This is a genomic window from Streptomyces sp. NPDC042371 (assembly GCF_056437465.1).
The window spans coordinates 25016-48177 of the sequence record NZ_JBWKAP010000021.1 but is presented as its reverse complement, the minus strand read 5'-3'; the positions used below and the strand labels follow the sequence as shown (position 1 = coordinate 48177).

At 70.4% G+C, this 23162-nt stretch carries 15 protein-coding genes and 2 pseudogenes; 10 read left to right on the top strand and 7 right to left on the bottom strand.

Going from position 1 to position 23162, the window contains the following annotated elements; genetic code table 11:
* Positions 1 to 61 precede the first annotated feature (61 nt).
* From AC068B_RS38535 to AC068B_RS38510, 6 genes and pseudogenes are all read left to right on the top strand, one after another.
* Positions 62 to 4453, top strand: a complete 4392-nt coding sequence (locus AC068B_RS38535; RefSeq protein WP_478676122.1) for an amino acid adenylation domain-containing protein — start codon at positions 62 to 64, stop codon at positions 4451 to 4453.
* A gap of 78 nt (positions 4454 to 4531) precedes the next feature.
* Positions 4532 to 5278, top strand: a complete 747-nt coding sequence (locus AC068B_RS38530; protein WP_478676121.1) for a hypothetical protein — start codon at positions 4532 to 4534, stop codon at positions 5276 to 5278.
* Between the two features lie 68 nt (positions 5279 to 5346).
* A complete protein-coding gene (locus AC068B_RS38525; RefSeq protein WP_478676120.1) occupies positions 5347 to 6444 on the top strand; it encodes a terpene synthase family protein in 1098 nt (365 codons plus the stop codon).
* Between the two features lie 50 nt (positions 6445 to 6494).
* Entirely contained in the window at positions 6495 to 7865 is a 1371-nt protein-coding gene (locus AC068B_RS38520; RefSeq protein ID WP_478676119.1) for a cytochrome P450, read from the top strand.
* Positions 7866 to 7932: 67 nt separating this feature from the next.
* A complete protein-coding gene (locus AC068B_RS38515; RefSeq protein ID WP_478676118.1) occupies positions 7933 to 9336 on the top strand; it encodes an FAD-dependent oxidoreductase in 1404 nt (467 codons plus the stop codon).
* Positions 9333 to 9878 (top strand): annotated as a pseudogene (locus AC068B_RS38510) (cytochrome P450); the annotation flags it as partial. The gene AC068B_RS38515 and the pseudogene AC068B_RS38510, both read left to right, overlap by 4 nt.
* Before the next feature lie 180 nt (positions 9879 to 10058).
* Here the strand turns inward: AC068B_RS38510 and AC068B_RS38505 are convergent.
* The gene (locus AC068B_RS38505; protein ID WP_478676172.1) at positions 10059 to 10496 is read right to left on the bottom strand and encodes a hypothetical protein; all 438 of its coding nucleotides are present in this window, start codon (positions 10494 to 10496) and stop codon (positions 10059 to 10061) included.
* 264 nt (positions 10497 to 10760) lie between these two features.
* On the opposite strand from AC068B_RS38505, the gene AC068B_RS38500 reads away from it, so the two are divergent.
* Positions 10761 to 12116: a vanadium-dependent haloperoxidase gene (locus AC068B_RS38500; protein ID WP_478676117.1), complete on the top strand. Its 1356-nt coding sequence runs from the start codon at positions 10761 to 10763 to the stop codon at positions 12114 to 12116.
* Positions 12117 to 12216: 100 nt separating this feature from the next.
* Here AC068B_RS38500 and AC068B_RS38495 read toward each other — a convergent pair whose 3' ends face one another.
* Positions 12217 to 13131 carry a hypothetical protein gene (locus tag AC068B_RS38495; RefSeq protein WP_478676116.1) on the bottom strand — a complete coding sequence of 305 codons (915 nt, stop codon included), beginning with the start codon at positions 13129 to 13131 and terminating at the stop codon, positions 12217 to 12219.
* 105 nt (positions 13132 to 13236) lie between these two features.
* Positions 13237 to 13671, bottom strand: a complete 435-nt coding sequence (locus AC068B_RS38490) for a hypothetical protein (protein ID WP_478676115.1) — start codon at positions 13669 to 13671, stop codon at positions 13237 to 13239.
* A gap of 259 nt (positions 13672 to 13930) precedes the next feature.
* On the opposite strand from AC068B_RS38490, the gene AC068B_RS38485 reads away from it, so the two are divergent.
* Positions 13931 to 17623, top strand: coding sequence for an nSTAND1 domain-containing NTPase (locus AC068B_RS38485; protein ID WP_478676114.1), 3693 nt, complete (start codon positions 13931 to 13933; stop codon positions 17621 to 17623).
* 242 nt (positions 17624 to 17865) lie between these two features.
* On the opposite strand, the pseudogene AC068B_RS38480 reads toward AC068B_RS38485, so the two are convergent.
* From AC068B_RS38480 to AC068B_RS38470, 3 genes and pseudogenes are all read right to left on the bottom strand, one after another.
* Positions 17866 to 18166: pseudogene (locus AC068B_RS38480) on the bottom strand (hypothetical protein); the annotation flags it as partial.
* Between the two features lie 171 nt (positions 18167 to 18337).
* Entirely contained in the window at positions 18338 to 19060 is a 723-nt protein-coding gene (locus AC068B_RS38475; protein WP_478676113.1) for a cysteine hydrolase family protein, read from the bottom strand.
* Entirely contained in the window at positions 19060 to 19644 is a 585-nt protein-coding gene (locus AC068B_RS38470) for an isochorismatase family protein (protein ID WP_478676112.1), read from the bottom strand. The genes AC068B_RS38475 and AC068B_RS38470 overlap by 1 nt, the downstream gene beginning before the upstream one ends.
* Before the next feature lie 122 nt (positions 19645 to 19766).
* On the opposite strand from AC068B_RS38470, the gene AC068B_RS38465 reads away from it, so the two are divergent.
* Positions 19767 to 20801 carry a GlxA family transcriptional regulator gene (locus tag AC068B_RS38465; RefSeq protein WP_478676111.1) on the top strand — a complete coding sequence of 345 codons (1035 nt, stop codon included), beginning with the start codon at positions 19767 to 19769 and terminating at the stop codon, positions 20799 to 20801.
* Positions 20802 to 20851: 50 nt separating this feature from the next.
* Here AC068B_RS38465 and AC068B_RS38460 read toward each other — a convergent pair whose 3' ends face one another.
* Positions 20852 to 21568, bottom strand: coding sequence for an MIP family channel protein (locus AC068B_RS38460; protein WP_478676110.1), 717 nt, complete (start codon positions 21566 to 21568; stop codon positions 20852 to 20854).
* A 336-nt stretch (positions 21569 to 21904) separates the two neighbouring features.
* Between AC068B_RS38460 and AC068B_RS38455 the strand changes: the two genes are divergently transcribed.
* Complete coding sequence (locus tag AC068B_RS38455; RefSeq protein WP_478676171.1) at positions 21905 to 23152, top strand: polysaccharide deacetylase family protein; 1248 nt, start codon at positions 21905 to 21907, stop codon at positions 23150 to 23152.
* The last annotated feature ends 10 nt before the right edge of the window (positions 23153 to 23162 follow it).

Genomic DNA, 23162 nt, shown 5'->3' with positions numbered 1-23162 from the left:
CAAATCGACCCACCCACCCTTCATTTAGCGATCCACAAATTTCCGCTTGCCAGGAGGAAATGTGACGGAAATTGCCGACGTGCACGACGGCCCGGTGCGTGCGGGCGCTCCGACCGGTGCCACCTTGTGGGACCTGCTGTGCGCTCGGGCGGCGCAGCAGTCGGGGGTGACGGCGGTGTCCGACCCTGCGGAGAGCCTGAGTTACGGGCAGCTGGTCGACGAAGCCCGCGGCTGGGCCCGGTATCTGCGAGCGAGCGGTGTCGGCCCGGGCGATCGGGTGGCATGTGCGGCTCCGCGAGGGGTGAGGGCGGTGGTGGCGCAGCTGGCGGTGTTCGCGGCGGGAGCGGTGCACGTACCCGTATGCGCCGATGACCCGCCGGGCAGGCTCCGGGATCTGATCGCCGCGGTGGGCGCGCGGTGGGTGCTCGGGCTGTCCGGGCAGCGTCTGCCCGACGGCGTCAGCAGGATCGATCTGGACGACCGGGAGGTCCGGCAGAGCATCGAGGGGTCTTGGGACGGCCCGGAGCTGCCCGGTCCCTCGCCGGAGGCGGTCGCGTACATCATCCATACCTCCGGCACATCGGGCAGGCCCAAGCCGGTCGCCGTCGGGCACCGCGCGATCGCGCACACGATGCGGGCCTATGCCGAGGTGTTTCCCGAACCGGTCCGGTGCATGGCGGCCGTCTCGCCGATGACCACGGACGCGTCCCTGCTGGGAATCTGGTGGACGCTGCTGGCGGGCGGGCACGTTCTGCTGACTTCCTCCGACCCGCAACACGCCCTCCAGGAACTCGCCACGCACCTGTCGCAGGGACCGGCCAGCCACACCATGCTCACTCCCTCCCTGTACAGCGCACTGCTGCCCCACCTGGACGGTCCCTCACCGGAGCTGCGGCAGGTGCTGGTCGGGGGAGAGCCCTGCCCCAGTGAGCTGGCCGCCGAGCACCACCGCAGGATGCCGGGCGTGGAGCTCGTCAATGCCTACGGGCCCACCGAGGCGGCCGTGTGGTGCACCGCTGCCTTGTTGCGCCCCGGGGACCCGGTAACGGTCGGCACGGCCCTGCCGGGCACACCCGTGCTCGTGGTCGGTGCGGACGGACAGCCCGTGCCGGACGGTGAGAGGGGCGAGGTGTGCGTGACGGGCGCCGGTCTGGCTGAGGGTTACCACGGGGACCCGGAGCTGACCGCGGCCCGGTTCGTCGCGCACCCGCTGGACCCGCGGGAGCGGATGTACCGCACCGGTGACCTCGGCCGCGTCGACGAGCACGGCAGGCTGGAGCTGCTGGGCCGAAGCGATGCCCAGGTGAAGGTACGCGGGTTCCGGGTGGAGCCGGACGGTGTCGCCCGTGTGCTGCGGGAGGTGCGGGGGGTCCGGGATGTGGCGGTGAGCGCCCATCAGGGCCGTCTGGTCGCCCATGTGGTCCCGCAGTGGGACGAGCGCGGCGCCGCCCAGCAGCTGCACGACAACTGGGACCGGCTCTTCGGCGCATTGGATTTCCGCGACGAGCGCAGCGGCTGGACCAGCAGCTACACCGGCAAGCCGCTGCCGGACGCGGAGATGGACGAATGGATCGCGGCCACGGTGCGCCTGGCCACCGAGCAAGGTCTGCCCGACACCCTGCTGGACCTGGGCTGCGGTACGGGCATGATCCTGACGCGGCTCGCGGGGACCGCGTCGCGCGCCGTGGGCGTGGACGCCTTCGCCGAGTCCCTGGCCGCACTGCGCGAGCGGCTGGCCGACAGCGGGCTGCACCATGTCGAACTCCGGCAGGGGGACGCGACCAGCGCCGCCGAGCACACTGGTATGGACCTCGTCCTGTGCAACTCCGTCGTGCCCTACCTGCACAGTGCCGATCACCTGGCCCGTACCGTGGCCGCATCGCTGGCCGCGTGCGCGCCCGGCGGCCGGGCCGTCTTCGGGGACGTGAAGGACCGCACCCTTCAGGACGCCTTCCACGCCTCCGTGGTCCTGGGGGCCGCCGACGACGACCTGGGCGTCGACGTCCTGCGCGAACAGTGGCGGCGCCGTGTCGCACTCGACCCCTACCTGCTGGTCGATCCCCGCTGGTTCACCCGCTGCGGGGCGGCCCATGCCGAGATCAGGCCGCGCTCGGGCCGCGCCCGCAACGAGATGAACGACTTCCGCTTCGACGCGGTCCTCACCTCCCACGAGCCCGGAGCCCTCGTCGAGGTGGCTGAGTGGCGGCCCTGGCCCGGCACTCTGGACACGCTCCGCGGCCTGCTGGCGGCCGAACCGGGCCCGCTGGGTCTGCTGCGTGTGCCCAACCGCCGCACCGTCGGCGCCTGTTCGGTACGCGACGCCTTCGCCGCCGACGACAGTGGCACGCTCACCGCCGCCGACCTGCGCAGGCTGTCCGCCCGCGCGGAGGCCGACGCCGTGCACCCCAGCGACCTGGAAGACCTGGCAGCCGAGCTGGGACGGCCGCTACGCTTGTCGCGCGCGGCCGGATACCGCGACGGCTCCTACGACGTGGTGTTCCTCCCCGCAGGCCCCCCTCCCCCGGACACCGGCACCCGCACGCCCGCCGCCGTCCGGTGGCCCCAGCCCTCCTGCGACGGCGAACTGCTCTCCACCCCACTGCACCGCCACGTCCTCGCCGAGGCCACCGACACTCTTCTCCCCGCACTACGCCGTCAGGCCGACGCGCACCTGCCTGAGCCCGAACGTCCCAGCCGTTACGTGTTCCTGGCCGCGCTGCCCACGGGCGCCAACGGGAAGCTCGACCGGGCGGCGCTGCCCGCGCCCTCCACCCGCCGCCCCCGCCTGGCCACCCCCTACCGGGCGCCGGTGCTGCCCGTGGAGGAGACCGTCGCCGCGATCCTGGCGTCCCTCCTGGAACTTGACCAGGTGGGCCTGGACGACGACTTCGTGGAGCTGGGCGGAGACTCGCTGACGGCGGTACGGGCCGCAGCTCAGATCGGCGACGCACTGGGCCTGCACCTGCCCTCCCGTACCGTGCTTGAGCACTCCACCACAGCCCGCCTGACCGCCCACCTCGCCACGGTCACGGCTTCCGGGCCTGCCGTACTGCCCGGCCCGCGAGCCGGATCGCGCGAGGGCCTCACGGATCCCGGCCCGGCCGGAGTGCGGCTGGCCGCGGGCCCCACCCACCAGTTCCTGCGGGTCAACGACGACCGCGCGGGAGGACACCTGCCCAGCCACGGACCGCGCTTCGCCCTGGAATGCCACTACCGCATCCGCGGCCCCCTCGACACCCGCGCACTGTCAGCAGCCGTCGACCACCTGGTGCACCAGCAGCCCGCACTGCGCACCGAAGTGCACCTGACCGGCGACCTCGGCCAACTGCACCAGCTCGTCCGCCCCGCACGCACCGGCGCCCTGCGCCACCACACCATCGATCCGGCCTCGCCGGGCAGCCCCGAAGAACACCTGGCCGCCCTGCACGCCGCCGACCCCCTCGACCCGGCGACCGGCCACGTCTTCACCGCCACCCTCGTCGCCGCGGGACCGCACGACCATGTGCTCGGCCTGCGCATGCACCACCTGACCTCCGACGGCTGCTCCCTCAACATCGTCGAACAGCAGCTGTCCGCCCTGTACGACGGCGCCCGCACAGGGCGCGCTCCCCAGGTACCCGACGCCGACTACCGTGCGCTCAGCGCACCGGAACAGCCCCGTCCGCAGGACCTCGCCTTCTGGGACGACCGGCTCACTGGCGCCCGCCCCACCCTCCTCGTCCCACCCGCCGATCCGGCCGCCGGCAACGTCCCCCACGACTCACTACTGCGCACCCGCCGGGTCGCCCCCGCTGCCACCGCGGCCCTGCGCGCCCTGGCCCGTGCCGAGCGACTCACCCTGGCCAGCGTCCTGTACGCGCTCTTCACCGCTGTCGTGGCCGCCGACACCGCCCAGGACGAAACCCTGCTGATCGCCGTCAGCGCCGCCCGCCCCGAAGGCACCGCCCACACCGCGGGCCTGTACGCCCAGGCCGTCCCCGTACGCCACCGCGTCCCCGACTCCCCCGGCCTGACGGCACGCCAGGCGCTGCACGCCGCCGATCACGACCTGCACCAGGCCCTGCGCCACGACAGCGCCTCCCTGCTCACCCTGGCAGCGGCCCACCCCCACATCGGGGAACTCTTCGCCGCCTCCCAGTTCGTCTTCTACGACTTCCTGCCTCCCGTCCACGGGCTGCGCCTTTCCGGCTGCGCCATCGAGCGCACCGACCAACTCGACACCGACTTCACAGGACAGCTCTTCCAACTGCCCTGCGACCTGGGCCTGCTGGCCCGGGAGAACGACGACGCCCTGGACCTGGCCGTCATCTTCGACCCGGCCTACGCCCCACCCGGCTACGCCGAGAACCTGCTGCGGCGCATGGACGACGCGATCACGGCCCTGGCCACGTCGGGCGATCGCCCCTGGAGGGGCCTGGTCCCCGCCGATTCCTGGCTGACCAGTCGGCGCTGACCCAGCCCCGCCCCGCCCCTCTTCCCTGTCGCTCCCCCGCCCGGGCGCGGCCCCACGCCCCAACGGAAAGGCACACCCATGCCCACTCTCGACGACGAACGCCGCGAGGCGCGGACGGCCGGCTGGATCGGCATCGCCATGGTGGCGCTCTTCCTGGTCCCCCTGCCCTTCGTCCGCAACCCACTGAGCCGCCCCTTCCCCTACTGGAGCGACTCCTCGGACTCCATCGGCACCTGGTTCGCCGAGAACCCCTCCATCTCCGGCTACACGATCGACATCGCCTTCGGCCTGCTGTTCATCTGGTTCGCCGCCGGACTCAAGCGCTGGCTCACCGGCACCGCCCGCGCACCGCTGCACGCCGAACTCCTCATCCCCTCCGCACTGTCCGTGGGCATCTGCTGGATGATGTCCAATGCCGCCTTCCTCCTCGGCCCCGTCGCGGCGGAGCGCCCGGCAGCCGTCAACAGCGCCTATCTGCACCTGAGTTATGACCTGTGCGTCACCTTCGGGTACGCCGGGTCGCTGCCCCTGGCGCTGTTCTCCTTCGCCGCGGGCAGCCTGATCCTGAAGAACACCACGCTGCCCCGCTGGACCGGCTGGAGCTCCCACGTCCTGGCCGTGGCGCACTTCGCGTACTTCTTCAACGTCCTGACCACGGACGACACCCCGTTCACCCCGTGGGGCTGGGGCAGCTTCGGGTCCTACGTCGGATTCGCCCTGTGGTCGCTGACCCTGTGCGTGATGATGATCCGCTCCCCGCGTCCCGCCCCGACGGGCACACGCGTCCCCAGCCCGTCCCCCGAACAGACCCTCACCACGCACTGAACGAACCGGCCGGGGCGGGCACGTACGGCCCGCCCCGCCGTACACCTGCCCGACGTCAAGGAGTGCCGATGACCACCACCGTCCACATCCCGCTCCCGGTCCCAGCGCTGTACTGCCCCTTCCCTGCCCGCCGTTCCCCGCACGCCGAGGCCGTCGACGCCGAGAGCCTCGCGTGGATGCAGCGGTTCGGCCTCTTCAAGGACGCGTCCCACCGGGAGTACACCCGCCGGGCCCGGGTCGGGGACTTCGTCGGCCTCGGCATCCCCGACGGCCGCGCCGACACCCTCCAGGCCGCCACCAACTACTGCAACTGGCTCTTCGCCTTCGACGACGCCCTGTGCGACGAGACCCTCGGCGGCACCACGCCCGACACCCTCGCCCCGTACCTCGCCCGCATGAGCCGTATGCTCCACACCCCCCAAGCCCCGCTGATGCGCGAGGACAAGTGGGCGAGGTCCCTGCTGGACATCCGGCACGACCTCGCCCGGCAGGGCACCCCCTCCCAGGTGTACCGGTGGACCGACCAAGTCGACGCGTACTTCTCCGGCCTGGTCTGGGAAGCCGCCATCCGGCAACAGCCCCAGTCCGCGAGCCTGGACGACTACCTCATGATGTGGCAGAGCAGCAGCGCCGCCCTGTCCGCACTGGCTTTCATCGAAATCGCCCAGGACTACGTCCTGACCGCCGAGGAGTACCACGACCCGCGGGTCCACGCCCTGCACGACCTGAGTGTCGCCCTCATCGCCTGGCACAACGACATCACTTCCTACAACAAGGAAGCGTTCCGCGAGCAGCACTTCGGCTTCCCCGAGGCGATGAACCTGGTGCCCGTCCTCGCCCGGCACCACGCCTGCTCCCCCCAACAGGCGCTGCGCGCCGCCGCGTCGATGCACGACCGCGCCATGCACCGCATGCAACACCTGGCAGAGCGCACCGCCGCCGACAGCTCCCCCCGGCTCGCCCGGTACGTGCGCGCCCTGACGGACTGGGTGGCAGGGAGCCTGCTCTGGCACCTCACCAGTGGCCGGTACAACGACCCCAACGACCCCGGCCAGGCCATCGCCCCCCACGTCACCATGCCCACCGCCATCACCAGGCCCACCGGTCTCGCCCACCTCGACGAGCCGCTCACCACCCCGGTGGCCGCCTGGTGGTGGCGGATCTGAAGCACGCGCGCCGCTCACCGTCTCCCCACACCAGCCCACCCAGGAGAACCGTGTCCCACACCCACACGCCCGACGCGGCCCGGTCCCACCGCGCCCGCTCCGCCCCGCCCCTGCTGCCCGGCGCACTGCCCCTGGTCGGGCACGCCCTGCGCCTGCTGAACAACCCGGCCGACTTCCTCACCCGGGCACCCGCCCACGGCCCGGTGGCCCGCCTCCGCCTCGGCCCCCTGACCGCGACCCTCGTCAGCGACCCGGCCCTGACCCGGCAGGTCCTCCTCGACGACGCGCTCTTCGACAAGGGCGGCCCGCTCTACGACCGCATCCGCGACGTCATGGGCAACGGTCTGCTCAGCTGCCCCCACACCGACCACCGACAGCAGCGCCGGCTGCTCCAGCCCGCCTTCCACAAAGACCGCCTGCCCGCCCACCTCGACCTCATGGCCCACGAGATCACCGAAAGCATCGAGCTCTGGCAGGACGACCAGGTCATCGACATGGCCGCCCAGGCACAGGCCCTCACCGCCCGCGCCATCGTCGCCACCCTCTTCGACGGCACCCTGGCCGCCGCCACCGTCGCCACCATGGTGGAGGACATGGCCGCCATCACCGCCGGCATCAACTCACACGCCCTGCTGCCCACCGCGTACACCCGCCTGCCCCTGCCCGCCCACCGCCGCTACACCCGCGCCCAGCGACGCCTGCGCGCCACCCTGGGCCGGATCATCGCCGAACACCGCTCCCACACCACCGACCACGGCGACTTCCTGACCCTCCTCACCCAGGCGGGTACACAGGGCCAAGCCCTGTCCGACAGGGAGATCAGCGACCAGGTCATCACCTTCTTCATCGCCGGCATGGAGACCACCGGCAACGCACTCGCCTGGTCCGCACACCACCTCGCCCAGGACCCCGCGCTCCAACGCCGCGTCCACACCGAAGCGGCCACCCTGCCTCCCGGCCCCCTGTCGCACACCAGCCTGCCCCGCCTGGAACTCACCGGTCACGTCGTCACCGAGGCCCTGCGCCACTACCCGCCCGTCTGGTTCCTGACCCGTACCGTCACCCGCGACACCGAACTGGGCGGCCACCCCCTGCGCGCCGGGGACACCGTCATCATCAGCGCCCACCTCGTCCAGCACCTGCCCTCCGCGCACCCCCGCCCCCAGACGTTCGATCCCAGCCGCTGGGTGAGCCCGCACACCGCACACTCCGTACCCGGCTCCTTCATCCCCTTCGGCCTGGGCGCCCGCAAATGCATCGGCGACGCGCTCGGCATGGGCGAACTCACGCTGGCCCTGGCCTCCCTCGCCCGCCGCTGGCACTTGGCCCCCGTCACCACTGCGCCGGTCCGATTCGCGAAGGACATCGTCATCCGCCCCCGCGATCTGCGCCTGCACATCCACGCTCCCCATGACGCCTGACGGACCCGGCAAGACCGCCGGGGCCGCCGCAGCGTCGCTGCACACGAACCAGACCGGGAGCACACACATGCCAAAGCGCCGTCAGGCGAGGTTCAGCGGAACGGCAGCAGTCATCGGCGCGGGCATCGCGGGACTGGTTGCCGCCCGCGTACTCGCCGACCACTTCGCGAACGTCGTCGTGCTGGAAGCCGAGGCCCTGCCGCCCACGGCCACGCCGCGCCGAGGCGTCCCGCAGGCCCGGCACCAGCACGGTCTGCTGGTCAGCGGAGCCGAAGGGCTGCAACGGCTCTTCCCCGGGCTGCAGGAAGAACTGTCCGCGGCCGGGGCGCCCCTGTTCGACTACGGGCTGCGGACATCGGTGACCCTGGGCGGGTGCCGACTCCCGCGTACGCCGATGAACGTGCCCGTACAAGCCTTCTCACGGGACCTCCTGGAATGGACGTTGCGCCGCCGGGTGCAGGCGGACACACCGGTGCGCGTAAGGGACCGGTGCCGGGTCGAGGGGCTGCGCTGGAACCACGATGCGTCGCGGGTGACCGGCGTCCGCCTGGAAGGTGGGCGCACCATTGATACGGCTCTGGTCGTGGACGCGTCCGGGCGCTTCTCCCCACTCCCCAACTGGCTGGAGCACGCGGGCCATCCACGGCCGGTACAGAAGGTCACCGACGCGGACCTGGTCTACGCGACCACGACCGTGGAGGCGCCCTCGCAGGACTTCGACGCGCTGCTCCAGCCGTACCACGCCCCGAAGCAACCGCGCGGTGGCTTCGCCGCACGTCTGGAACACGGCCACTGGCTCGTCACTCTCTTCGGCGCAGGCGGCGACCACCCGCCCAACGACCGCGACGGCTGGCGGCAGTTCGCCACGAGCTTGCGAAATCCCGACCTCGACCTGCTGCTCGCCTCAGCCACCCCCGTACCCGGTAGCAAGATCCACACCTTCAGGCGCACCGAGAACCGTCTCACCCGGTACACAGGGCTACGCCGATGGCCCGAAGGGCTCGTCGCCATCGGTGACTCCGTCGCAGCCTTCAACCCGGCCTTCGGGCAGGGCATGGCCATCGCCGTGCTCGAAGCCCGGTTGCTGGGAGAACACTTGGCCAGAGCGGGGCAGTCGCGGCCGCACACCGCCGACAGCATCGCGCGCCCGTTCCAGCGGCACATCGCCCGCATCGTCCGAACACAATGGCTGACGACCGCCAGCGACGATCTCATCTGGCAGCACCACAGACGCAGGACACTGCCCCTCTGTCTGAGACCGGTCCTCTGGTACAAGGAACGCCTGCTCCGGCTCGTGGTGAGCGACCAGAGGATTCATGGGCTGTTCGTCAGCGTCTTCCACATGCTGCGCCCCTTGACGACACTGATCAGCCCCAAGATCATCGCAAAGGTCCTTCTCCTCTCGGCTCCTCAGACTGCCAGCGAGGCCGAGAAGGGCCGCCCGCCACGTGACGCGGCCACGAGGCCATGACAGTCGGTGGACATCAACCCACGAACTGCCCTCTGAAAGCGGCCTGGAGTACTCGCGGACACCGGTGGGCACCTTCCCAGAAGCCCGCCACGGCAGCACCGACTTCATCGAGCGCGTGGCCCGCGCCCTGCCCATCGCCGTCCATCGCCGTGATGAGCGAGATCCTCGGCCTGCCCGCCGACGAACAGGCACAGACCGCGCGCTACAGCGCCGCGACCGGCCCCCTGGTCGAACCTTTCGCGACCAGGGCGCAACGGGACACCGTCGCCGAGGCCGCGACCGCCTTCCACACACGCATCCCGGCGCTGCTGCTCCTGGAACGCCACCCCGAGCAGGCCGCCTGGCTCCGCGCCCACCCGGGCTCCCTGCCCCGCGCGATCGAAGAGATCGTCCGGTTCGACTCGTCCGTACAGGTCGCCGTACGCGTCGCAGCCCACGACACCGAACTCGCCCAAGTCCCGTTCGCCGCCGACACCCTCGTCTACGCCTTCACGGCCGCCGCAGGCCGCGACCCCGCCCACTTCCGCGACCCGCACCTCCTCGGCCTGTCCCGCCCGCCCCCAGCCCCTACGCGCACCGGGCATGAGCCTGCGCACCTTCCACACCTTGCCCGTCACCCGCACCTGAACCCCGCCCGGGCTGCCCTGACGCAGCCCAATCACACCCCTTCAATCCTCATTGGTTCGAGTGGCGTGAAGGCGCCTGAGCGGCAACTACCAGGACTACGAGCCAATGCCCAACCGGGCGGCATCCTGCGTACCGAACAGGTCGTCAAAGCGGCGGGCTCCCCGGGTGGAGATCAGAAAGTACGGGGCGCCCGATCCCGCAATGCTGTGTGGCCCTTTCTGCCCCGCGACGAGTACGTCGTACGGCGACCATGTGCCGAGGCCGTCGAACACGTAGTAGATCGGGAGCTGTGTCCAGGCAACGAGCTGCAAATGCGCCGTCACCGCGGACCGTTCGACGGCATGGCGGCCTGTTCGCCTGCTGGTCATGCCGCCCTTGCAGTCGATGTAGTCCTGCGTGCGCGGGTCGCCCCGTAGGCGGGTGAAGACGATGCGGTGCAGTGCGGCGAACGACGCCTCGCTGTCCCGGCGTTCCGGGTTGTCGCCCACCGCGATGAGCAACGCGACCGCCGTGTTGGGACCGATCCCGACCACCTGAAGCAACTGCGGAGATGGCACACCACGAGCCGCGCCATCCGGCGTGGATCCTTGGGGTACGAGGTCAGTCGCCGACCATCTCGCGGAACTCCTCCGTCATCTCCCCGACGAGGGGTGCTGGGAGTTCGTCGCCTTGCTCAGGAACACGGAGCGCGGGCCCCGTACGCGATAACCGGCCAAGCCCTCAGGTGCTGTTGACAGTTCCGGCGCCACGCCGCCAGCATCCGTCTGATCCGCAGCAGCCATAGAGGGGGTACTCCTGTGTCCAGATCCCTTGTCGGCAGACCGGGCGGCGCCACGCCGCGCCGCCGCTCAGTCCTCCTCGGCCTCACCGCCGGGGTCGCCACCGCGCTGACGGCAGGCGTTCCCCGGGCCCGCGCCGCCGACGCTCCCTACGAGCCGGTCCTGTACTGGGGCAAGATTCTGGAGGGCGCCGTCAAGGACACCGGCGGGGCACCCGGGCCGGCAGCGAGGGCGGCGGCGATCATGCATCTGGCGATGTACGACGCAGCGAACTCGGTCGTACCCATCGGCCGCCCGTACCTGGCCAAGCAGCCGGTCCTCGGCACCGCCTCGATGAACGCCGCCATCGCCACCGCCGCGTACACCGCGCTGCGCGCGCTCTACCCCTCCGGCTCCTTCGACGGGAACTACGGCTTCGCCCTGTCGCAGGACACGAGTACCCCGACGGAGAAGGACAAGGGTGCCGCCGTCGGCCGGGGCGCGGCGCAGGCGCTGGTGCAGGCCCGGGCCGACGACGGGTCGACGGCCACGGTGGCCTACACCCCCGACGGCGTCCCCGGGGCCTGGCGCGAGACCGGCTCGGGCCCCGCCGTGACGCCGCACTGGGGCCGGGTGACCCCGTTCGGTACGTCGACGCCCGGCCAGTTCCAGCCCGGCCCTCCGGGCGGCTTCACCACCTACCAGGACCTCCTGCGCAGCAGCCAGTACGCCGAACAGGTCCATGAGGTGCGGGTGTTCGGGGGACACTCCAGTACGGCGGCGACGACGGTGGTGCGGACTGCCGAGCAGAGCGACATCGGCAGGTTCTGGGCCAATGACCTCGACGGCACCTACAAGCCCACCTCGCAGCTCTACCAGCACGCGCGCATCGTCGCCCGCAAGAAGACGTTGACGCCCCCGCAGAACGCGCAGCTCTTCGCCGTGCTCTCGATCGCCCTCGCGGACGCGGCGGTCGCCGCCTGGGACGCCAAGTACAACACGCCGCTCGACCTGTGGCGGCCGGTGTCCGCGATCACCCTCGCCGACAACGACGGGAACCCGGCCACGACGCCCGACCCGGCGTGGCGGCCGCTGTCCTCCTACTCGGACGGGTCCAGCTTCACACCCGCCTTCCCCTCCTACATCTCGGGGCACGCCACGTTCGCCGGTGCCTGGGCGGGCGTTTTGAAGACCTACTTCGCGACCGACGCGATCGCGTTCAGCGCGACCACCGACGGGGGCACGGCCACCCGGCGCTTCAATACCCTGTCGGCCGCCTCCTACGAGAACGCCCTCAGCCGCCTCTACCTCGGCGTCCACTACCGCTGGGACGCCGAACAGGGGCTGGCCACCGGCGAGGCCGTCGCCCGGCACGTCACCGACACCTACCTCTGAGAATCCGTCCTCACCCTGCCGAAGTCGACGAGCGTCGCCTCACCGCTGTCCTGGAGCATGATGTTGGACGGTTCTTCCGGGCGGCTGCCCGCCCGAAACGTCACCCGGCCTTCAGCACCTTGGCAGCAGCCTCGCCCTCTCGCTGGCGCAGGGAGCGCCATTCGGCCGCCGACTGGGGGTGGGCGTCGAGCCAGCGCTGTTGCAGCGCGGCGAGCCTGGCGTATGCGCGCTCCAGGTAGCCGGTGGCGTGCTTGCAGGTCACGTCGGCGCGGGCTGCGGATTGTTCGGCGAGGGGAGTGTCCGGGTGTAGCGCCTGGGCGAGCAGCTGTGGGTCTTTCGCGGTGGTGAATCCTGCCTGCCGCATGCAGGAACGCCAGCGTGCCGTCGCTCCGCGGAACGCGGAATCCCTTCCCAGCGTGCGTAGTGCGTCCCGCTCTCCCTGGTCGAGCCGCAGTTGCAAAACGAGAGCGCGTCGCGGACCACCTGCGCCCAGGAGCCGTCGCTCGGCCTCCGCCACGCAGCCCGTGGCGGGCCGACTCACGCGAATCTCCTTGTTGCGGGCGGAGATCCTGCGTTGAGGGTCTCCGTAGAGTGCTCGGCCGAACGCCTTTCCACGGGGTCGTTCTGCGGGCTGCGTGCCGGGCCGGTCGGCGAAGTCTGGCGGGTTGAGGGTCTCGATGCCGAACTGCGCCGGGCCTGAGCCGACGTCCCCCGAGGCCGGGGCATCGACGGGAGGCGCCTCGTAGCGGAAGCCGCGCTTGGTCATGCAGCGGCCAATCAGGCGTTGTTGGGCCTCGTGCACGCGGCGTGAGGTCGCGGTCGGTGCGTGCAGCAGGGGATGAAGGGGGAGCCGGGAACGCAGCACGGCAGGCGCAGGGCTGGACTGCTGTGCGGACTGTCGGGCGGGCGGCGGCCTGCTGTCGTGCAACGCCCAGACAATGGTCCCGGTGAGGGCGAGGAGGGCGAGCGCCAGAGCGGTGATACCCACCCCGCGGCCCACTTTCAGCGGGGGCATGGCAGATCTTCTCTCCGTGGTCCGGGGTCGGGGGCGATGAGAGATGGTGCCGGGGGCAGCGGTGTGTAGCACGCCGCCACCCCCGGCATCTGCGGGGGCGTTCGCTCAGTAGCAGTTCCCGCTGTTCTTCAGCAACCGGAGCGAGCTGGCCCTGTTCCGCAAGTCCGGGTGGACGGAGTTGACTTCGGAGCCGGGTTCGACGCAGAGCAGGTGCCCGCCCCAGTCGCCGCCGATCCCAGTGTAGTAATGGCTCTCGTAACCGCTGGTGCTCGAGTTACTGAAGGACCAGGTGTTGTTGTGCACGGTCTGGCCGCCGCCCACACGGCCGGTGAGCTCGTTGAAGGTGTCATTGCGGAAGTCGGTGTCGTTGTTGAAGTACGAGTGGCGGGCCGAGTCGTAGAGACCCGCGTAGAACACGCAGTGATAGCCGGACGAGCAGTTGGTGTCGGCCGAGGCCGGGGACGTTCCGAGCAGCAGTCCGGCTGAAGCTGCCATCGTGGCCAGAGCGGTGATTGCCGCCCATCGTTTGCCTGTACGCATGCGTCTCCTCGTTTGCATTCAGGGACCCCGTCCAGGGATTCCGTAAGGCTTGGGGGCTCTGCCCGGGGGCGTGCCGGGGGCGGCCCGGCACTGATTTCACTCACCGCGGCGTTTTTCATCACCCAGGTCAGCGCAGGTGAACAATCCGGTCCCGGAGGGATGAGGGCCGCCGGGGATGGCCGACGGGCAACTTGTCCGGCTTCTACCGGGCCCGTAGCGTGACGTTGCAGTGATCATCCGGAGCTCGGGGGAATTCAGGGTGGGGCGCAGGGAGAAGCCGGTCGATCCGGCGGCGGGGCCCGTGGCGCGGTTCGCGGTCGAGTTGCGGAAACTGCGCGACGAGGCAGGCGGCATTGCCTATCGGTCACTGGCCGCGCGCACCGGCTACTCGATCACCGCGCTGTCCCAGGCTGCTGCGGGGGACAAGCTCCCCTCTCTGGCCCTGACGCTCGCCTACGTCAAGGCCTGTGGAGGTGACGAACAGGGCTGGGAGCGGCGCTGGCATGACGCTGCCCGTGAGGAGAGCGAGACCGCGGCCGCCGGCGAGGACCCCGCCGAGGCGCCCTACCGGGGCCTGGCCCGCTTCGAGCCCGGCGACGCGCATCTGTTCTTCGGCCGGGACCAGTTGACCGACCACCTGACGCAGTTGGCCCAGCAGCACCCGGTCACCGTGGTCTTCGGCCCGTCCGGCAGCGGCAAGTCCTCCCTCCTGCGGGCCGGGCTCATCCCCCGTATGCGCCACATCAAGGACACCGGGTCACGCCCGGCGGCGATCCGCATCCTCACCCCCGGCGCCCATCCCTTGCGCACCCACGCCGATGCCCTGACTCCCGCAGCGGCACAGGGGGACACGTGGCTGGTCGTTGACCAGTTCGAGGAGGCATTCACCCTCTGCCACGACCCCACCGAACGAGGCGAGTTCATCACCCGTCTGCTGGCCGCCCGCCGCCCTGGGAGCCGGGTGCGCGTGGTGCTGGGCGTACGCGCCGACTTCTACACCCGCTGCCTCGAACACCCCGAACTCGCCAGGACCATCGGGGAGTCGAGCCTGCCCGTCGGTCCGATGACCCGGGGTGAGCTGCGCGAGGCCGTCGTGAAACCCGCCGCCGCGGCCGGACTGACCGTGGAACGCACACTGGCCGCACACCTGGTCGACGAGGCCGCCACCGAACCCGGCAGCCTCCCGCTGCTCTCCCACGCCCTGCTGGAAACCTGGCGCCACCGCCGCGGCCGCACCCTCACCCACGAGGCCTACGACACCGCCGGAGGCCTGCACGGAGCCATCGTCCGCACAGCTGAGGACGTCCACACCCGGCTCTCCGAGGCTCAGGCCGCCACGGCCCGACGCATCCTGCTGCGCCTGATCACTCCTGGCGAGGGCACGCCGGACACCCGCCGCCCCATCAACGTGAGTGAACTGGAAGAGAGCCGGTGCACCGATACGCACACCGTGCTCGACCTGCTGGCCCGCGCCCGCTTGATCGTCCTTCAGGACGCCACCGTCGACCTCGCCCACGAGGCGCTGATCACCGCCTGGCCCCGGCTGAGCGCCTGGATCGAGGAGGACCGCGAGCGACTGCGCGCCCACCGGCGCCTGACGGAGGCCACCACAGCGTGGGCCGAACTCGACCGGGATCCAGGAGCACTGTTCCGGGGCACCCGCCTGGCGAGCGCCGAAGAACACTTCCCCCACGCCCATTACCATCCCGAGCTCACCGAGCCGGAACGCGCCTTTCTCGCCGCAAGCGCCACCGCACGCGACCAAGAGCAGCAAGCGACTGTCCGCACCACCCGCCGCCTGCGCCGGTTCTCCATCGCCGTGTCGGTGCTGCTCGCCCTGGCCCTGACCGCCGGGCTGCTTGCCTGGCAGCAGAGCCGCGCCAGCGGCCAGCAGCGTGCACGCGCGGTGGCCGAGCGGCAAACCGCCATCTCCCGCCAACTCGCCGCACAATCCTCCGCGCTGCTGGCCAACGACCCCGACCGGGCCTCGCTGCTGGCCGTTCGCGCCTACCGCACCGCCCCGACCGACGAGGCAACCACCAGCCTGTACGCCGCCGCAGAACTCGCCCACCAGTACCAGTTGCCCGCCCGCGCCACCCCCGCGAGCGTGGCGGCGTTCAGTCCGGACGGGCATACCTTGGCCACTGCTGACAAGAAGGCAGTGCGACTGTGGAACGCGGCAACGGGCAAACCCCGCCGTACGCTCGCCAATTCCGCCTCCACCCATGCACTCGTGTTCAGTCCGGACGGGCGGACCATGGCCACCGTTGACGAAAGAGCAGTGGTGCGACTGCGGGACACCGCGACGGGCGAGGTGCGCCGCACTCTTCCCCGACACGGTGACTCCGTGTCCGCGATGGTCTTCAGCCCGAGTGAGCACACCCTCGCCGTTGGCGACCAGGCAGGACAGGTGCGGCTGTGGGACACGACCGCAGGCACCCTCCGCCGCACTCTGAGCGACCACACAAAGACTCTGCTCGCGGTGGCGTTCAGCCCCGACGGCCGCACTCTGATCACTGTCGGCGCCAACGATGACAACGGCGCATACAGCGGCGGCGAAGAGGTGATCCGGCGGTGGAACATGGCTGGCGAGAAGACGGACAGCGTCACCTTGGCCCGCTTCGAGGGCTATACCGATGTGGAGTTCAGCAAGGACGGGCGCACCCTGGTCCACGTCGGTGACGACGAGGTGAAGCTTTGGGACAGCGCGACTGGTAGAACTCGTAGCATCTTCACCGGCCACGAAACGCTTGTGGAAACGGTGGTCCTCAGCCCCGACGGGAACACTCTGGCCGTCGTCGACCAGAAGGAAGTGCGGCTGTGGGACGTAGCCAGCGGGGCACCCCTGCGCACCTTGGACATCACCAACGTGCTTACGGCGGCGTTCAGCCAGGGCGGGACCACCCTGACGGCCGTCGCCGACACGGGGGCCGTACGGACGTGGGACATCACGGCGGGTGCACCTCGCCGTATTCTTGCAGGGCACACTGGGAAGGTGTCTGCGGTGGCCTTCAGCCCCGACGGGCACACCTTGGCCACCGTTGATGACGATGCGGTACGCCTGTGGGACGCAGTCCGCGGCAAGCTCCGGCGCACCCTGCGCGCTCCCGGCGCTGACACGCCTGGAGGTGCGGTGGCGTTCAGTCCGGGCGGAGACACACTGGCCGTCAGCGAGGGCGACACCGTGCGTTTGTGGGATACCACGAGCGGCATGACCCGGCGCGCCCTCACCGGCCACACCGGAGTTGTGGACGCGGTGGTATTCAGCCCCAAGGGGAACGTTCTGGCTACCGTGGACAGGAACGTGGTGCGGTTGTGGGACGTGACCAACGGGACGCTCCGGCGCAAGTTTCGCTTCCCCAACGACGCCATGGTCACGATGGTGTTCAACCCGGGCGAGAACACTCTGACGGCCGTCGCCGACACAGGGACCCTGGGGGCGTGGGACACCACGACAGGTAAAGCCCGTCGCACCAGCCACATCGGGCCCGTGTCCGCAATGGCGCTCAGCCCGGACAGCCACACCCTGGCCACCAGCGGCAGCGGGTACAACGACCCCAGGACAGTTCGGCTCTGGGAAGCGTCCAGTGGAAAGCTCCGACGCACCCTCACTGACCTCCTGAGCCCTGTTCAAGCAATGGCACTCAGCAGCGATGGACGCACTCTGGCCACCGGTGACGACGCAGGAACACTGCGGCTGTGGGACACCACGACGGGCAAGACCCGCCGTACCCTGACCAGCCGCACCGGGTCCCTGAACGCGGTGGCACTCAGCCCGGACGGCCACATCCAGGCCGCCGGCGGTTACGGGACGGCACAACTGTGGGAAGGCGAACTGCCCACCCCTGCCCAGGCCATCCGCAAAATCTGCCGGACCGTACACGGGGGCTTCACCCCGCAGGAACGCGCGCTGCATCCAGACCTACCGGCCCGCCCTCTGTGCCTGCCATGACCTCCGAGCTCGCCGTGCCGGGCCCATGCCGGCGATCTTGGCGTGGAACGAGACCCCCCTTGCCCTTGGCCGGGTTCGTGACCGCGATCTTGCCGTTCTTGACGGTGACCTTCTTCCAGGTCGGCCGTAGACGGCAGCGTCGAAGCGGATCGAGGACGCGGGCAAGCACCTGTCTACCGCGGGCGGGGCGAAGGCTGAAACCTCGGCATCTACCGCGAGGGCAACGGCATTTACGGCTCGGGCGCAAAGGTGCTCGTACTGCCGGGCAGCTCGCCCCAGGCGTAGATCACGCCCTTCTTGCCGCTCGACGAGGCGCCCAGACCGGTCTTCACCGTGGCCAGTTCACTCGCCTTGTAGTGCTTGGTGCAACCGGTGGCGGGCTGCTTGACCTTGCCGCCCACGAGGGTGTCGTACTCCACGGAAGTTGTCGTACGGGTCCAGCACGGTGATGTCCACCGGCTTGGTGGTCCGCGCATCCACCGTGATCGTGGCCTTCTTGGTGATGCTCAGCTCCGGCTGCGCCACCCAGTCGAAGCCTGAGGATGTAACCGCCCTTGGGAACGCGGACGATGTTGACCGTGAGGTCGGCGGAGGCCGAGCCGCCCGGTGCGGCCTGGGCCTCGCCATTGCTCGCGACCTGGCCCACCGCCACAAAGGCACCCTCACGCTCACCCGGACCCGCGGAGCATGCTTCCACCACCCCGGCCGTGGAGGCTACTTGAGGTCGCGCTGCTCGGGGACCACGACGCCGAAGCGGTCCTGGATCGTGGCGAGGGCGGACTCGTGCACCTGCTGGGCGGGGATGCCGCGGGGGTTGCCGTTGACCGGGAGCGGGCGGGTGGCCGAGGCGTCGCCGATCACGGTCGGGTGGTAGCCGTTGTAGACGGCGCCCTCGGTGGTGAAGAGGGTGCACATGTGGGTCATGAAGCCGGAGATGATGACGTTCTTGCGGCCGGTCTTCTTGAGTTCGGCGTCGAGATCGGTGTCGTGGAAGCCGTTGGGGACGGCCTTTTCGACGACGGTCTCCCCCTTGGCCGGTTTGAGGGCCGGGATGATCTGGCCCGCCTTCGACTTGAGGTCGTAGCCCTTTTCCACGATGTGGATGACGGGCGTGTGCGCCTTGCGGGCCCGCTCCAGGAGGGTCTTGGTGTTCTTGACCGCCTCGCGCCAGCCGGTGAGCTCCATCGTGCCGCCGGTGTAGACGTTCTGGTAGTCGACGAGGACCAGCGTCGCGTCGGACAGCTTCGCGGGCGTCTCGTCCAGCTTCATCAGCCGGCGCAGCGTCGTGGTGTCCTTGGCGTGGTCCTTCTCGTGGCGCTGGTCGCGGCCGTCGGCGCGCGTGGCGGCCTCGGAGCTTGTGCCGCAGGCGGTCATGGTCGTGGCGAGCACGGCGGCGGCGCCCAGCGCGGCGGCCGAACGGAGCAGCGTGGTCTTCATCAGACGATCTCCTTCTGGGTGGGAACCACGACCCCGTACAGGTCGGCGATGGTGGCCAGCGCGCTGTAGTGCACCTGGGAGGCGTCGATGTCGGTGCCCGCGACCGGGAGCGAGCGGGTCGCGGTGGCCTCGGCGACGACGGTGGGGCGGTTGCCGTTGAGGAAGGCGCCCTGCGCGGTGAACGCCACGCACATGTGGGTCATCCAGCCCGCGATGACGACGTCCTGGCCCTCGGTGAGGTGGGTGGCCAGGTCGGTGCCCACGAAGGCGTTCGGGACCTGCTTGACGACGACCGGCTCGCCCTCCAGGGGTGCGACCTCGGGGTGGATGCTGCCGATCTCGGCGCGGATGTCGTACGAGGTGCCCTCGCCGCCGTCGTTGATGACATGCACGATGCGGGTGCCGGCCTCGCGGGCCCGCGCCAGCAGCTGCGCGGCGGCGTCCAGGGACTTCTCCCAGCCGTCGAGCTCCATGACGCCCTGGGTGTAGGTGTTCTGGAAGTCGATCAGGATCAGCGTCGAGCCGGCCAGCTTCGCGGGCTCCTGGTCGAAGCCGTTGAGCTCGCGCAGGGTCGTTCTGGACATGGGTGTACCGCCTTCGGTGATGCGTGGGAGAGGTGCAGTTCGCGGTGGTCCGCCGAGCCGCGTCCCTAACGCTAGGACCGGGTCGGGACGTCGGCAATGACATGTAACCTGCAGATCCAGACATGCCCGCCGCTCAGCTGACCGGGGAGAGTTCCGTGCCGGACGCCGCCGCCCGACGGCTCATCGTCATCGTGCTCTTCGAGGGCGTCGACCTGCTCGACGTCACCGGGCCGCCCGAGGTGTTCTCCCTCGCCCTGCGCGAGACCGACGAGGCGGCGGGCTACCAGGTCGTGCTCGCCGCCGCGAGCATGGACCCGGTGACCACGGGGGCGGGCGTACGCATCCTGCCCGACCTCACCTTCGAGGAGGCCGCACGCCGCAGCATCGACACCCTGCTGGTCCCCGGCGCCGTGGAAGTGGACGAGGAGCGCCGCGTACACCCGCTCGTCGATCCCCGGCTCGTCGAGTGGGTGAAGGTCCTCGCCGGGCGCTCGCACCGGATCACCTCCGTGTGCGTGGGCGCGCATCTGCTCGCCGCGGCGGGCCTGTTGGACGGCAAGCGGGCGACCACGCACTGGTCGACCGCGCAGCAGTTGGCCGCCGATCACCCGGAGGTTCGGGTCGACGCCGACCCGATCTTCATCCGCGAGGACAACGTGTGGACCGGGGCCGGTATCAGCGCCTGCCTCGACCTCTCCCTGGCGCTGATCGCCGACGATCTCGGCGAGGCGGTCGCGCTGCGGGTGGCCCGCCAGCTGGTGATGTACCTCAAACGCCCCAGCGGGCAGAGCCAGTTCAGCGTCCCACTGACCCAGGTGTCCACGACGCGTCGCATCGAGGACCTGCGCCACCACATCCTGCGCCACATCGCCGGACCATTGACCGTCACCGAACTCGCCGAGTACGCGCATGTCAGCGACCGGCACCTGACGCGCCTGTTCAAGACCGAACTGGGCGTCACCCCGCATGCGTACATCGAGTCGGTGCGCGTGGAGAAGGCACGCCACGACCTGGAGTCCTCGGACGCCACGCTCGAACGGATCGCATCCGACTGCGGTTTCGGCACGGTGGACACGCTGGTACGGGCGTTCCGGCGCCGCCTGAACACGACGCCCGGTGAATACCGGCGCAGGTTCCGGGTGCCGCAGCTGCCCTGACTCCCCTGCCGGCCGCTGGGGCCGGGGTCAGTGGGGCGGGCGGCTCCGGGTCACGCGGCGGACGCCTTGTCGGCGATGACCCGCTCCTCGCCCACGGGGTGGGTCACGTGGTGCACGAGCGCCGCGATGGCGCCGCCCACCAGGGGGGCCACGATGAACAGCCACAGTTGGGACAGCGCGGCTCCCCCGGCGAACAGGGCGGGGCCCAGGCTCCGGGCGGGGTTGACCGAGGTGCCGGTCAGCGGGATGCCGACCAGGTGGATGACGGCCAGCGCGATGCCGATCGGCAGCCCGTCGAAGCCGGTCACCGCCACCCGGTGCGTCACGCCGAGGACGACGAAGACAAGGAGGAAGGTCAGGACCACTTCCGCGAGGAAGGCGCCGCCCAGGTTGATGCCGACCTCGGAGCGGTCGTCGTAGCCGTTGCTGCCGAATGCCTCGCTCGTCTTCAGGCCCGGCACCTGCCTGGCGAGCAGGAAGAGCAGGGCCGCGCCTGCGATGCCGCCGAGGAACTGCGCGATCCAGTAGGTGACGGCGGTGCGGCCGTCGATGCGACGCGCGACGAGCATGCCGAGCGTCACTGCCGGATTGACGTGACAGCCGGAGATCGGGCCGAGGGTATAGGCGAGGGCCAGCAGCGTGAAGCCGAACGCCAGCGCGATGCCGAGCGTGCCGATGAACTCCGCGCCGAGCACCGCCGACCCCACGGCGAAGAAGACAAGGAGCAACGTTCCGAGGAACTCCGATACCACCGCTCTGATCTGCACAGCGACCACCTCGCAGGCTTGCCGGACCCCCTCGCCATCCTCCGCCCGCCCGCCTCTTCCCACCTGTTCAGCCGGGGCCGCAGCCCGTTACGTACGCCCATTCGAGTGACGGACCGGCTCCGCAGCCCCTGTCGGCGCCGGTGAGGCCTTACAAGCGCCCCGGGGTGCGGGCTGTCACGCCACCGGCCCTATATTCATACAAACAATTCACGCGTGGTCCTGCCGCGCTGGACACGGGGTGGGACCGCAGTGATCGAACCCGACGGCACTGGACCCGCCCGGGCCGGGGCCCGTACTGCCCGCAAGGCGCTTACGAAGGCCCGGCGGCGCAAGCAGATGGCCGTGATCGCGGCTGTGATCGGGCTGGGCGGGGTGGCCACCACGGGGGTCATCGCTCTGGCGGACTCCTCCGGGGACGGGGGCGGCTCCGGGCGCACCGCGTCCGCTTCTTCGGGCAGTGCGGCGCAGAAGGCGCGCGCGGCCAAGCGGGCGATGAAGGGGCAGGAGAAGTGGGACGGCAAGGTGCGGGTGCTGGGGGACGGCTCCACCTCGTACACCGGGCCGCAGCACGGGCAGCTCAAGCCCAAGAAGCTGAAGCCCGGCGAGAAGCCGCCGCAGTTCGTGGTCTTCTCCTGGGACGGCGCGCTGGAGGGCGATGACCGCCGCTTCTCCCACTTCCGCCAAGTGGCGCGGGAGAGCGGGGCTCACATGACGTTCTTCCTCACCGGGATCTACCTCCTGCCGGAGAGCAGGAAGTCGCTCTACCGTCCGCCGCAGCACAACCCGGGGGCGGCCGCCATCTCGTATCCGACCGTCCCGCACATCCAGACCACGCTGGAGCAGCTGCGCGGTGCCTGGAAGGACGGGCACGAGATCGGTTCGCACTTCAACGGGCACTTCTGCGGTGCCAAGGGCGGCGGTGACTGGAGCGCCGGGGAGTGGAAGAGCGAGATCGAGCAGACGTACGCGTTCATGAAGGAGTGGAAGACCAACACCGGGTTCACCAAGGAGAGGCCCCTGCCCTTCGATCCGGACCGGGAAGTGGTCGGCGGCCGTGCGCCCTGTCTGGAGGGGCAGAAGAACCTCCTGGAGGCGGCCAAGCCGTTCGGCTGGCGCTACGACGCGAGTTCGTCGGGCGACTTCCAGATATGGCCGTCCAAGGCCGGGGGCCTGTGGAACTTCCCTCTGCAGCTCCTGCCCCTGGAGGGCAAAGAGGTGCAGGTCCTCTCCATGGACTTCAACTTCCTCTACCACCAGTCAGGTGACAGCACCCAGGGCGACCCGGCGAGGTTCCCGGCGTGGCAGGAGCAGGTTTCCACGTCGTACATGAACGGGTTCAACCGCGTCTACAACGGCAGCCGGGCGCCGATGTTCATCGGCAACCACTTCGAGGACTGGAACGGCGGCATCTACATGAACGCCGTCGAGGACGTGATGCGCAAGGTGTGTCCGCGCAAGGGGGTGCGCTGCGTGTCGTTCCGCGAGTTGGCCGACTGGCTCGATGTCCAGGACCCGAAGGTCCTGGACCGGCTGCGACTGCTCGACCCGGCGCAGGCACCGAAGTGGAAGTCGCTCATCAAGTAGCGGGGCTTCC